Annotated in this window: 9 protein-coding genes; 4 read left to right on the top strand and 5 right to left on the bottom strand. The window is 69.8% G+C overall.

What is annotated here, in order from left to right; translation table 11 throughout:
* The first annotated feature begins 32 nt into the window (after positions 1-32).
* On the top strand, positions 33-1,061 hold the full coding sequence (locus tag ACFV7R_RS06260; protein WP_385260475.1) for a hypothetical protein: 1,029 nt from the start codon (positions 33-35) through the stop codon (positions 1,059-1,061).
* Between the two features lie 93 nt (positions 1,062-1,154).
* Here ACFV7R_RS06260 and ACFV7R_RS06255 read toward each other — a convergent pair whose 3' ends face one another.
* The 4 genes from ACFV7R_RS06255 to ACFV7R_RS06240 all read right to left on the bottom strand — a co-directional run bounded on the left by ACFV7R_RS06255 (position 1,155) and on the right by ACFV7R_RS06240 (position 8,117).
* Positions 1,155-3,284: a 3-hydroxyacyl-CoA dehydrogenase NAD-binding domain-containing protein gene (locus ACFV7R_RS06255; RefSeq protein WP_385260472.1), complete on the bottom strand. Its 2,130-nt coding sequence runs from the start codon at positions 3,282-3,284 to the stop codon at positions 1,155-1,157.
* A complete protein-coding gene (locus tag ACFV7R_RS06250; RefSeq protein WP_129802090.1) occupies positions 3,281-4,498 on the bottom strand; it encodes an acetyl-CoA C-acyltransferase in 1,218 nt (405 codons plus the stop codon). Before ACFV7R_RS06250 ends, ACFV7R_RS06255 begins: the two co-directional genes overlap by 4 nt.
* Positions 4,499-4,632: 134 nt before the next feature.
* Positions 4,633-5,661, bottom strand: coding sequence for a LacI family DNA-binding transcriptional regulator (locus tag ACFV7R_RS06245; protein ID WP_385260469.1), 1,029 nt, complete (start codon positions 5,659-5,661; stop codon positions 4,633-4,635).
* Positions 5,658-8,117 carry a glycoside hydrolase family 2 protein gene (locus tag ACFV7R_RS06240; protein ID WP_385260467.1) on the bottom strand — a complete coding sequence of 820 codons (2,460 nt, stop codon included), beginning with the start codon at positions 8,115-8,117 and terminating at the stop codon, positions 5,658-5,660. The genes ACFV7R_RS06245 and ACFV7R_RS06240 overlap by 4 nt, the downstream gene beginning before the upstream one ends.
* A 145-nt stretch (positions 8,118-8,262) precedes the next feature.
* Between ACFV7R_RS06240 and ACFV7R_RS06235 the strand changes: the two genes are divergently transcribed.
* Genes ACFV7R_RS06235 through ACFV7R_RS06225 form a run of 3 tightly spaced genes read left to right on the top strand, consistent with a single transcriptional unit; the run spans position 8,263 to position 11,353 of the window.
* The gene (locus ACFV7R_RS06235) at positions 8,263-9,579 is read left to right on the top strand and encodes an ABC transporter substrate-binding protein (protein ID WP_385260464.1); all 1,317 of its coding nucleotides are present in this window, start codon (positions 8,263-8,265) and stop codon (positions 9,577-9,579) included.
* The gene (locus ACFV7R_RS06230) at positions 9,579-10,526 is read left to right on the top strand and encodes a carbohydrate ABC transporter permease (protein ID WP_385260462.1); all 948 of its coding nucleotides are present in this window, start codon (positions 9,579-9,581) and stop codon (positions 10,524-10,526) included. The genes ACFV7R_RS06235 and ACFV7R_RS06230 overlap by 1 nt, the downstream gene beginning before the upstream one ends.
* Positions 10,523-11,353 carry a carbohydrate ABC transporter permease gene (locus tag ACFV7R_RS06225; RefSeq protein ID WP_385260461.1) on the top strand — a complete coding sequence of 277 codons (831 nt, stop codon included), beginning with the start codon at positions 10,523-10,525 and terminating at the stop codon, positions 11,351-11,353. The genes ACFV7R_RS06230 and ACFV7R_RS06225 overlap by 4 nt, the downstream gene beginning before the upstream one ends.
* Before the next feature lie 7 nt (positions 11,354-11,360).
* Here ACFV7R_RS06225 and ACFV7R_RS06220 read toward each other — a convergent pair whose 3' ends face one another.
* Positions 11,361-12,662 carry a ribonuclease D gene (locus ACFV7R_RS06220; protein ID WP_385260460.1) on the bottom strand — a complete coding sequence of 434 codons (1,302 nt, stop codon included), beginning with the start codon at positions 12,660-12,662 and terminating at the stop codon, positions 11,361-11,363.
* Between the last annotated feature and the right edge of the window lie 18 nt (positions 12,663-12,680).

Here is a 12,680-nt window from a genome sequence, read left to right as displayed (position 1 = left end):
CCGGCAGACCCGATTAAAGTAGGGGCGTGTCAATGGTCCGTGCAGTGAACGGCGACTGGCTCATACGCGGCCGTGACGGGCGGCTCAGCGCCTACGCCCCGAGTGACGAGGCCGTGTGGTGCTGGGCCGAGCGCCATCCGGGCGGCGCCTGGCTGCCCTCCCGCAAGGTGGGCGGAGACCAGCGTCTGCACCCCGGGCTCGCCGTCGGCCAGGGCGCCGACGGATACGCGCACCTCGTGGCCTGGCGGCCCACCGCGGGCGGCGAGGCGGGGCTCGTCCACTCCACACACTTCCGCCCCCACCTCGCCGCCCTCGACTGGATACCGATCGGTCACCCCAACAAGAAGGGCCAGCGGACGGGGATGCCCGCCGTGGCCGTCGACGCCGAAGGACGCGCCTACGTCTTCGTCCGCAACCGCGGCAGGGGCGTCCACACCATCAACCAGAAGGAGCGCGGCGGCTGGAACGGCTGGCACGACCTCAAGGGCTCCAAGGTGGACGAGGAACTCGTCGCCGTCACAGGGGAGTCGGGACGGGTCGAGGTGTACGCCACCAGCCCCGCGGGCGTCCTGCGCTGGTTGCAGCAGGAGCCGGGCGCCCGTCCGGTCGCGGCCGACCCGCTGCCCGTACGGATCGAGCCGGGCACGCTGAGCGCGCTGCCCACCTCGAAGGAGTACACGACGCTGTTCTACACGGACCCCGAGGGCATGGTGTACGCCTGGCGTCCCGGCGGTGAGCCGATCGCGCTGGTCGCCGCCGCGGGGCCGGGGCCCGTGGCGGTCCTGCGCTGCGTCCTCGAGGGCCATGACTGCACCCTGCTGGCCCAGCGTTCGTCCTCCGGGAGGGTGGCCTTCGCGGCGTATCCCACCGAGCAGGAGGCGGCGGGCCTGTGGTGGACCGAGTCCGGACCCCAGCTGCCGGCGGGCGCGCGGGTCGCGCTGGCGGAGGACACCGAGGGGGGCGTGGTGGCCGCGACGACGACACCGGACGGTGTCCTGCGCCTTGCCCGCCAGAAGGACGAGCCGGGGCTTGCACTGGCGGCTTGGCGGGAGAACCTCTAGCCAGTCGTTCCGGTCCCCCCGCTGGGGCGACCGGAACGCCGGTGCCCTGCACACCAGTCGGCATGCAGGGCACCGGCGTACACAGCGAAGCGCTTACACCGGAACCGATGCCACGCCCGGAGCCAGGAACCGCTTCCCGTTCACCCGCTCGGAGACACCCTCACGGTCCAGGTACGGCGTGATGCCGCCCAGGTGGAAGGGCCAGCCGGCGCCCGTGATCAGGCAGAGGTCGATGTCCTGGGCCTCGGCGACGACGCCCTCGTCGAGCATGAGCCCGATCTCCTGCGCCACCGCGTCCAGCACCCGGGCCCGCACCTGCTCCTCGGTGAGGACGGTGTCGCCCTGCTTCAGCAGCGCGGCGACCTCCGGGTCCAGCTCGGGCTTGCCGCTGTCGTAGACGTAGAAGCCGCGCTTGCCCGCCTCGACGACCGCCTTGAGGTTCGGGGAGACCGTGAAGCGGTCCGGGAACGCCTTGTTGAGCGTCTCGGAGACGTGCAGGCCGATCGCCGGACCGACCAGCTCGAGCAGGACCAGCGGCGACATCGGCAGGCCCAGCGGCTCGACCGCCTTCTCGGCGACCTCGACCGGCGTGCCCTCGTCGATGACGTTCTGGATCTCGCCCATGAAGCGGGTGAGGATGCGGTTCACGACGAACGCCGGGGCGTCCTTCACCAGAACCGCCGTCTTCTTCAGCTTCTTGGCGACGCCGAAGGCGGTGGCCAGCGAGGCGTCGTCGGTCTGCTCGCCGCGGACGATCTCGAGCAGCGGCAGGACCGCGACCGGGTTGAAGAAGTGGAAGCCGACGACCCGCTCGGGGTGCTTCAGCTTCGACGCCATCTCCGACACCGACAGGGAGGAGGTGTTGGTGGCAAGGATCGCGTGCGCCGGGGCGACCGCCTCGACCTCCGCGAACACCTGCTGCTTGACGCCCATCTCCTCGAACACGGCCTCGATGACGAAGTCCGCGTCCGCGAAGCCCTCGGCCTTGTCCAGGACACCGGAGACCAGCGCCTTGAGGCGGTTGGCCTTGTCCTGGTTGATCCGGCCCTTGCCGAGCAGCTTGTCGATCTCGGCGTGGACGTAACCCACACCCTTGTCGACGCGCTCCTGGTCGATGTCCGTCAGGACGACGGGCACCTCGAGGCGGCGCAGGAAGAGCAGGGCGAGCTGCGAGGCCATGAGGCCCGCGCCCACGACGCCGACCTTGGTGACCGGACGGGCCAGCGACTTGTCCGGAGCACCCGCCGGACGCTTGCCGCGCTTCTGCACCAGGTTGAACGCGTAGATACCGGCGCGCAGTTCACCGCCCATGATCAGGTCGGCGAGGGCCTTGTCCTCGGCGTCGTAGCCCTGCTGGAGGTCGCCGTTCTTGGCGGCGGCGATGATGTCGAGTGCGCGGTAGGCGGCCGGGGCGGCCCCGTGCACCTTGCCGTCGGCGATGAAACGGCCCTTGGCGACGGCCTGGTCCCAGGCCTCGGTGCGGTCGATGACCGGGCGCTCGACCTCGATGTCGCCCTTGAGGACGGAGGCCGTCCACAGCAGCGACTGCTCCAGGAAGTCGGCGCCCTCGAAGATCGCGTCGGCGATCCCGAGGTCGAAGACCTGCTGGCCCTTGAGCTGCTTGTTCTGGTTGAGCGAGTTCTCGATGATGACGCTGACCGCGCGGTCCGCGCCGATCAGGTTCGGCAGCAGCGTGCAACCGCCCCAGCCCGGGACCAGGCCCAGGAACACCTCGGGGAGCGAGAACGCCGGGACGGCCTTCGAGACGGTCCGGTACGTGCAGTGCAGACCGACCTCGACGCCGCCGCCCATGGCCGCGCCGTTGTAGTACGCGAAGGTCGGCACGGCGAGGCCGGCGAGGCGCTTGAAGACCTCGTGGCCGCCCTTGCCGATGGCGAGCGCGTGGTCGTACTCCTTCAGCAGTTCGACGCCCTTGAGGTCGGCGCCGACCGCGAAGATGAACGGCTTGCCGGTGATGCCGACGCCGACGATGTCGCCGTCCGCGGCCTCCTTCTCGACCTGGTCGATGGCGGTGTTGAGGTTCGCCAGCGAGGCCGGGCCGAAGGTGGTCGGCTTGGTGTGGTCGTGCCCGTTGTCCAGGGTGATCAGGGCGAACCGCCCGGCCTGGAACGGCAGATCGAAGTGGCGTACGTGCGCGCTCGTGACGACCTCGTCCGGGAACAGCTCGGCCGCACCCTTCAACAGCTCAGCGGTGGTGCTCACTTGTCCCCCTCGAAGTGCGGGTTCTCCCAGATGACCGTCGCGCCCATGCCGAAGCCGACGCACATGGTGGTCAGGCCGTAGCGGACGTGCGGCTGCTCCTCGAACTGGCGGGCCAGCTGCGTCATCAGACGGACGCCGGAGGAGGCCAGCGGGTGGCCGAAGGCGATGGCGCCGCCGTACTGGTTGACGCGCTCGTCGTCGTCGGCGATGCCGTAGTGGTCCAGGAAGGCCAGGACCTGGACGGCGAAGGCCTCGTTGATCTCGAAGAGGTTGATGTCCTCGATCGACAGACCGGCCTTGGCGAGGGCCTTCTCCGTGGCCGGGATCGGGCCGTAGCCCATGACCTCCGGCTCGACGCCCGCGAAGGCGTAGGAGACCAGGCGCATCTTGACCGGCAGGTTGTTCTCGCGGGCGAAGTCCTCGCTCGCGATGATCGACGCGGTGGCGCCGTCGTTCAGACCGGCCGCGTTACCGGCGGTGACCCGGCCGTGGACGCGGAACGGGGTCTTGAGGCCCGCCAGGTTCTCCAGGGTGGTGCCCGGGCGCATCGGCTCGTCGGCGGTGACCAGGCCCCAGCCCGTCTCGCCGGCCTCGGCGTTGGTGCGGCGCACCGAGATCGGCACCAGGTCCTGCTGGATCTTGCCGTTGGCGTACGCCTTGGCGGCCTTCTCCTGCGAGCGCACCGCGTACTCGTCGGCGCGCTGCTTGGTGATGTGCGGGTAGCGGTCGTGCAGGTTCTCCGCGGTCATGCCCATGAACAGGGCCGACTCGTCGACCAGCTTCTCGCTGACGAACCGCGGGTTCGGGTCCACGCCCTCGCCCATGGGGTGGCGGCCCATGTGCTCGACACCACCGGCGATGACGGCGTCGTAGGCGCCGAAGGCGATGGAACCGGCGGTGGTCGTCACCGCGGTCAGGGCGCCGGCGCACATGCGGTCGATGGAGTAGCCGGGGACGGACTGCGGGAGGCCCGCGAGGATGCCGGCGGTGCGGCCGAGGGTCAGGCCCTGGTCGCCGATCTGGGTGGTCGCAGCGATGGCGACCTCGTCGATCTTCTTCGGGTCGAGACCGGGGTTGCGGCGCAGCAGCTCCCGGATCGCCTTCACGACGAGGTCGTCGGCGCGGGTCTCGTGGTAGATGCCCTTCGGGCCCGCCTTGCCGAACGGGGTGCGGACGCCGTCGACGAAGACGACGTCCCTGACGGTACGAGGCACGATGGCTCTCCTCCAGAGGTGCGGGGGCGCTGAGCGCGCGCTTATGACCATGCTACTAATGAGTAACGTAGCTGCACAGTCCTGCCGGGTCGAGCGGTGAAGGTCACACCGGTGGGCGTCGCCTCAGCAGGCGCCTACCCCCGCGGCGGTGCCGTCGATCCCCGCGGCGTCAGTACCGGGGTCGGTACCGGATGCGAGCCCGGTCCCTCGCCCGTGATCAGGCCGAACAGGGTTCTCGCCACCTCCGCCCCGAATCCGTGCACGTCATGGCTCATTGCGGAGAGTGTCGGGTGGGTGAGGCGGCACAGCTGGGAGTCGTCCCAGGCCAGGAGGGAGACGTCGCCGGGGACGCTCAGCCCCATTTCCGCCGCCACCGACAACCCCGCCACGGCCATGATGTCGTTGTCGTACACGATCGCCGTCGGCCGGTCCGGCGGGGACGCGGTGAGCAGCGACCGGGTGGCCCGCGCGCCCGCGTCGCCCGAGAAGTCCGTCGCCACCTGCCAGGCGCCGGCCAGCTGCAGTCCGCGCGCCGCCTCGTCGAACGCGGCCGTACGGATCGCGGTGTGCCCGAGGGCCGCCGCACCGCCCACCCGGGCGATCCGGCGATGCCCCAGGGCGGCCAGATACCGCACCGCCTCGGTGACGGCCGTGGCGTCGTCGGTCCACACCGAGGTCAGCCCGCCGGTCAGCGACGGATGACCGACGGCGACCACCGGCAGCCCGAGCCGCTCGGCCACGGCCACCCGGGGGTCGTCGGCCCGGAAGTCCACCAGGATCGAGCCGCCGATCTGCCGCCCCTTCCACCAGGAGTCGAGCAGCCCGGCCTCCTCGTCCAGGTTCTTCACCAGCCGTAGCAGCAGCGAGCAGGAGTGCTCGGTCAGCACGCCCTCCAGGCCCGAGATGAACTCCATGTAGAACGGCTCCAGCCCGAGCATCTGCGCCGGCCGGCAGATCGCCAGCCCCACCACGTCCACCCGCGCCCCGGCCAGTGTCCGTGCGGTCAGGTTCGGCGCCCAGCCCAGCTCCTGGGCGGCCCGGAAGATCCGGTCCCGGGTCGCCTCGGACAGTCCGGGCTTGTGATTGAAGGCGAGCGACACGGCACCCTTGGACACGCCGGCGCGCGCGGCCACGTCCTTGATGGTGACGCGGGGAGTGGTCATGGGGTGGGCTCCACGCAGTACAGGGCGGCTCGGGCGGCGGCCGCCTCGGGAGTCTTCCAGCCGCTGACGCCGAACGTCACCTGCTCCCCGGGGAGCAGGGTCACGAGCCCGCGATCGGCCCGCGCGTCCGGGTCGAGCCGGTCGGCCTGAAGCAGCAGATCCCGTACGAGGGTGCGGGCCGTCACCGTGATCCCGCCCGGCACGAGCGCCACGTCGAACTCCGGCCGGGGGTACGGGATGTCGCGGTCCGGCGCGGGAAAGTGCAGGGCCCGCAGCCTTCCCCCACGCTCGGCTTCTCCCCCACGCTCGGCTTCGCTCGCGCGGGGGGACCCCCATGCGCGGGGGGACCCCCATGCGCGGGAGGACCCCCACGCATCGGCGACCAGGAACTCCTTCGTCCCGACGGGCTCCAGTTCCCGCGGCACGGGCACCACCGTCACGGCTCGCGGCCCGGCCGTGAAGCCCACGTCCGTCGTGCCGATCACCCCGCCCTCGACGGACATCCGGCGCAACGTCACCTCACCCGCCCACGCCCGCCCGGCCTGGTTGACCACCGCCAGGACCAGCCGGCCGTCCCGCTGCTGCACCGTCAGCAACCGGTCCGCGTACAGCCGTCGCAGCTCGTGGTACAGCGGTTTCTCCCGCCCGTCCCCGTCGATCGCCGCCCATGAGGTCACCGGCCAGCAGTCGTTGAGCTGCCAGACGACCGCTCCCGCGCACACGGGCCAGTGCGACCGCCAGTACTCGATCCCGGCGGCGACGGCACGCGCCTGGTTGAGCTGTGTGAGGTAGTGCCAGCGGTCGAAGTCGCCCTCGGGAAAGGCGAAATGCCGCTCCAGTCCGCGGCGCAGCTTGCCGTTGCCGTCGTCCGCCTTCTGGTGGTGCAGCATGCCGGGGGAGTCGGCCGCGAGCTCCTCACCGGGCAGGGCGCGCCGCAGCGTGGCGTACGTGGGAGGTGCCTGCCAGCCGAACTCGGCCACGAAACGCGGCACGTTCGCGCGGTACTCGGCGTAGTCCTCCCGGTTCCACACCTCCCAGGAGTGGTGCGTGCCGTGGGCCGGGTCGTTCGGGTGCCGCTCCCACGACCCGGACCAGGGACTGCCCGCCGTATACGGCCGCGTCGGATCCGACTCGGCCACCACACGCGGCAGCAGACCCAGGTAGTAACCCTCGCCCCAGGAGTCCCCGGCCAGCGGCGGCTCCCAGCCCCAGTCCCGGAACCCCCACAGGTTCTCGTTGTTGCCGTTCCACAGCACGAGCGAGGGATGCGGCATCAGTCGTACGACGTTCTCCCGCGCCTCCGCCTCCACCTCCCCGCGCAGCGGCTGCTCCTCCGGATAGGCCGCGCACGCGAACGGGAAGTCCTGCCAGACCAGCAGCCCCAGCTCGTCGCAGGCGTCGTAGAAGTCCTCGCTCTCGTAGATCCCGCCACCCCAGACGCGTACGAGGTCCACGCCCGCGTCGGCCGCCTGCCGCAGCCGCTCCCGGTACCGCTCGCGGGTCACCCGGGACGGGAACACGTCGTCCGGGATCCAGTTGACGCCCCGGGCGAACAGCCGCTCGCCGTTGACGACGAGAGTGAAGCCGGTGCCGTGCGCGTCGGGCCGTTGGTCCAGCTCGACCGTCCGGAAGCCGATCCGGCGGCGCCACACGTCCAGCACGTCCTGACCGTGCAGCAGCGTCAACTCGACGTCGTGCAGCGGCTGTTCGCCGTATCCACGCGGCCACCACAGCTCAGCGTCCGGAACTTCCAGCCGTACGACGCCGCTCGCCCCCTCGATGTCGGCCCGCGCCCGCACACCGCCGACCGTCGCCTCCACGGTGAGCGGTGCCTCGACCCGGGTCCGTTCGACGTCGACCGCCAACTCGACGCGTCCGGTGCCCTGTTCGACGGTCACGAGGGGTCGCACATGGGCGATCCGGGCCGTCGACCAGTGCTCCAGCCGCACCGGCCGCCAGATCCCGGCCGTCACCAGGGTCGGCCCCCAGTCCCAGCCGAAGGAGCAGGCCATCTTCCGCACGTACTGGTAGGGCTCGGCATAGGCGGCGGGCCGCTCGCCCAGCTTGCCGCGTACGGCCTCCGCCTCGGCGTAAGCGGAGGTGAACCGCACCGACAGCCGCCCGTTCAGCCCTGTCACGTCGAAGCGGTACGAGCGGTGCATGTTCCGTACCCGGCCCAGGAGTTGACCGTCGAGCGAGACCTCGGCGACCGTGTCGAGCCCGTCGAAGACGAGGTCGGTCTGTTCCTGCGCCGAGGCTGCCCGCAGCTCGGTCTCATAGGTCCAGTCGCGTCGCCCGACCCACGCCACCTCGGCCTCGTTCCGCCCGAGAAAGGGATCCGGGATCACCTCGGCCGCCAGCAGATCGGTGTGCACACAGCCGGGCACGGTGGCCGGGAGCAGACCTCCCTCGTGCCGCAGGACCCATCCTTCGGTGAGCGGTGCCGCCTGAAGCATGCGAACTCCCTAAACCGATCCATCCCAGCAGTGGGGAACAGTTTGGCATCGTTGGCGAGATAGGGACTTTACCGGTTAAGAAAACGTTGTCAGAGTTCGGAACCAGCCAACCCGCTCGTGCTCGTCCGTCCCGAGAACGGAGCTGATGCACATGAACCGCCGTACAGTCCTCGCCATGGCCACGGGTGCCCTGCTGCTCTCGGCGTGCACCGGCACCGGAGGCAGTTCGCAGGGTGCGGAGGCCAAGGCGGCCGACGACCCGTCAAAGGTGAGCGGCACCATCACGGTTCTCACCCACCGGACCGACCTGGTGCAGGACGGGACGATGAAGAAGTACGCCGCCGAGTTCAACAAGACGTATCCCAAGGTGAAGGTCGAGTTCGACGCCATCACCGACTACGAGGGCGAAGTCAAGATCCGTATGAACACCGAGAACTACGGTGACGTCCTGATGATCCCCGCGGTCGTCGAGAAGAAGGACTACCCCAAGTTCTTCGCCTCGCTGGGCAGTCAGGCAGAGCGGAGCGAGAAGTACCGCTTCACCGGCTACACCACCGTGGACGGCAAGGTCTACGGCCAGAGCCCGCTCGGCGCGGTCCCGGGTTTCATCTACAACAAGAAGGTGTGGCAGGAGGCCGGGATCACCGACTGGCCCACGACACCGGACGAGTTCCTCGACGCTCTGAAGGCGATCGAGTCGAAGACCGACGCGATCCCGTACTACACCAACTTCAAGGACATGTGGCCGCTCACCCAGTGGACGCAGGTCAACGGCTCGGTCAGCTGCGACGAGCAGGCCACCACCAAGCTGGCCGAGGGCGACCCGTGGGCCGAGGGCGCCGATCTCCGTGTCGCCGACACACTGCTGTACGACATCGTGCGCGAAGGGCTCATCGAGAAGGACCCGACGACCACCAACTGGGAGGCGTCCAAGCCCCGCATCGCCAAGGGCGAGATCGCCACGATGTGGCTCGGCTCCTGGGCCGTCATCCAGATGCAGGGCGCCGCGAAACAGGCCGGCGCCGACCCCGACGACATCGGGTTCATGCCCTTCCCCGCCCAGCGGAACGGCACGTTCTGCGCGGTGGCCCTGCCCGACTACAACCAGGCCGTCAACATCCACTCCGAGCACAAGGAAGCCGCCCGCGCCTGGATCGACTGGTTCACCGACAAGTCCGGCTACGCGGCGGAGAACCTGGCGCTGTCCCCGCTCAAGGACGCCCCACTGCCCGACGTGCTGAAGCCGTACGAGGAGGAGGGCGTCAAGCTCCTCGACCTCGACGACACCAAGGGCGCCGAGGTGAAGTCCATCGACAACCAGTCCGAGGTCGGCATCAACAAGCCCGACTACCGCCAGGACCTGGTCGACCTGGCCCGCGGCGCCACGAAGGGCAGTCTGGACGACTTCCTGACCGGCCTCAGCAAGAAGTGGACCGACACGCAAGCGTCCCTGGGGTCCTGATGACGGACACGACCGTGAAGGCGGCCGTCGAGCCCACATCTGGGCCGACCGCACCCGAACCGGCCCCCGCCCCGCGCTCGGCACGTCTGTGGCGCGGGGCCACCCCCTGGCTCTTCCTGCTCGCCCCGCTCGCGCTGCTGCTCGTCTTCACCTACGCGCCGATCGCCAACATGGTCGCGTACAGCTTCACCGACTGGGACGGCGTGAGCCCCGAGCTGCACTACACGGGCACCGAGAACTACGCCGAACTGTTCACCCGCTCCGACCTGTTCGAGGTCTTCTGGGTCAGCGGCTACTACCTGGCCGCCTCCGTCGTCCAAATAGTCGCCGCGCTCTACTTCGCCACGATCCTCAGCTTCAACGTCCGCTTCCGGAACTTCTTCAAGGGTGTGCTGTTCTTCCCGTATCTGATCAACGGGGTGGCGATCGGCTTCGTCTTCCTCTACTTCTTCCAGGACGGCGGCACCCTCGACTCCGTCCTCGGCCTGTTCGGCGTGGAGACGGACCGCGCCTGGCTGGGCACGCCCACGTCGGCGAACACCTCCCTCGCCGCCGTCTCCGTCTGGCGCTACCTGGGCCTGAACTTCGTTCTCTTCCTGGGCGCGATCCAATCGATCCCCGGGGAGCTGTACGAGGCGGCCGAACTGGACGGCGCGAGCCGCTGGCACCAGTTCCGCTACATCATCGCGCCGGGCATCAAGCCGGTCCTGTCCCTCACCGTGATCCTCTCCGTCTCGGGATCGCTCTCGGTCTTCGAGATCCCGTACATCATGACGGGCGGGGCGACCGGCACCGAGACCTTCGTGATCCAGACCGTGAAGCTGGCCTTCCAGTTCAACAAGACGGGGCTCGCCTCGGCTGCCGCGGTCGTGCTGCTGCTGATCGTCCTGGCGGTGACCTGGGTACAGCGGCGCCTCGTCCCCGACGACAAGGCGGACCTCGCATGACACACCGCGCAGTGGCCCGCACCCTGGTGTACCTGTCCCTGATCGCCGCGACGGTGGTGGTCCTGCTTCCCCTGACCGCCGTACTCCTGACGTCCCTCAAGTCCGAACGGGAAATGGCGAACGACAGCGGAGCACTCGCCCTCCCCGACGACCTGCTGAACTTCAGCAACTACGCGACCGCGTTCCAGGACGGCCGGATGCTCTCGGCGTTCGCCAACACGGCGATCATCCTGCTCTTCGCCATCGGCGGCACGGTCCTCATCGGCTCGATGACGGCGTACGCCGTGGACCGCTTCACCTTCCGCTTCAAGAAACTGGTCGTGGCCCTGTTCCTGATCGCCGCCCTGGTCCCCGGCGTCACGACCCAGGTGGCGACCTTCCAGATCGTCAACAGCTTCGGGATGTTCGACACCCGCTGGGCGCCGATCGTGCTCTACATGGGCACGGACATCGTGTCGATCTACATCTTCCTGCAGTTCGTCCGCTCCATCCCGACCTCCCTGGACGAGGCGGCCCGCCTGGACGGCGCAAACGCCTTCACGATCTACCGAAAGATCATCTTCCCGCTGCTGAAACCGGCGATCGCCACGGTCGTGATCGTGAAGGGCATCACCGTCTACAACGACTTCTACATCCCCTTCCTGTACATGCCGTCGGAGGACCTCGGCGTGATGTCGACGTCGTTGTTCCGCTTCCGCGGCCCCTTCGGGGCGCACTGGGAGACGATCGCGGCGGGCGCGGTCCTGGTCATCCTGCCCACGCTGATCGTCTTCCTGCTGTTGCAGCGCTTCATCTACAACGGGTTCATGAAGGGGGCGACCAGGTAGAGCGCCGCTACGGCGCCTTGGCGGACAGGGCAGCCACCAGAACCGGCGTGACCAGCGCCACCTGCCACGCCCGGGCCCCGTACCCGACCAGCGCGGCAGCAATGGCCTCCCCGTCGGCGGGCTTCGGCGGTTCCCAGCACAGGCGCCGCACGGTGTCCGGCGTGATCAGGTTCTCCTGAGGCAGGTTGAGCTGCTCGGCCAGCGAGGACACCCCGGTGCGCGCCGCGGACAGCCGAGCCGCGGCCGCCGGATCCTTGTCCGCCCACGCCCGTGGCGGGGGCGGCCCGGCCACCGGCTGCCCCGGCTGCGGCAGCCGGTCCTCCGGCAGCGCCTTCGCGCGATCCACTGCGGCCTGCCACTGCTCCAGCTGCCGCCGCCCCACCCGGTGCCCGAACCCGTTCAGGGCCGACAGGGCGTGCACATTCGCCGGCATGGAAAGCGCGGCCTCGACGATGGCCGCGTCACTGAGAACCTTGCCCGGCGATACGTCTCTGCGCTGGGCGATCCGGTCCCGCATCTGCCACAGCTCCCGCACGACGGCCAGCTGCCGCCGACGCCGTACCTTGTGCATCCCCGACGTACGACGCCACGGATCCTTACGGGGCTCGGGCGGCGGAGCCGACGCGATCGCGGCGAACTCCTGCCACGCCCACTCCAGCTTGTCCTGCCGGTCCAGCTCCTTCTCCAGGGCGTCGCGCAGATCGACGAGCAGCTCGACGTCGAGGGCCGCGTACCGGAGCCAGGGCTCGGGGAGCGGGCGGGTGGACCAGTCGACCGCGGAGTGCCCCTTCTCCAGGACGAAGCCGAGTACGTTCTCGACCATGGCCCCCAGGCCGACCCGCGGAAACCCGCAGAGCCGTCCGGCCAGCTCGGTGTCGAACAGCCGCGTGGGGATCATGCCTATCTCCCGCAGGCACGGCAGATCCTGGGTGGCCGCGTGCAGCACCCACTCCACGCCGGACAGCGCCTCGCCCAGCCCCGACAGGTCGGGGCAGGCGGCGGGGTCGATCAGCGCGGTGCCCGCGCCCTCCCGGCGCAGCTGCACGAGGTAGGCGCGCTGTCCGTAGCGGTAACCGGAGGCGCGCTCGGCGTCCACGGCCACCGGGCCGGAGCCCGCGGCGAAGGCGGCGATGACCTCCGCGAGGGCGGCCTCGTCCGCGATCACGGGCGGAATGCCCTCGCGCGGCTCCAGCAAAGGGATCGGTGACAGGTCGGGCGCCCCTGCTGCAGAAGTTCCGCCGTCGTCCGGAGGGGCGCCCCCGGTGGTTCGCAGTGAAGTGTCTGCTGCGGTGTCTTGGGCGTCGGTCACCTGTCAAGGGTATCCGTG

Source organism: Streptomyces sp. NPDC059866, from assembly GCF_042731325.1.
GTDB lineage: Bacteria > Actinomycetota > Actinomycetes > Streptomycetales > Streptomycetaceae > Streptomyces > Streptomyces flavusporus.
The sequence above is the reverse complement of the archived record's forward strand: the minus strand, read 5'-3'. Positions and strand labels throughout refer to the sequence as shown.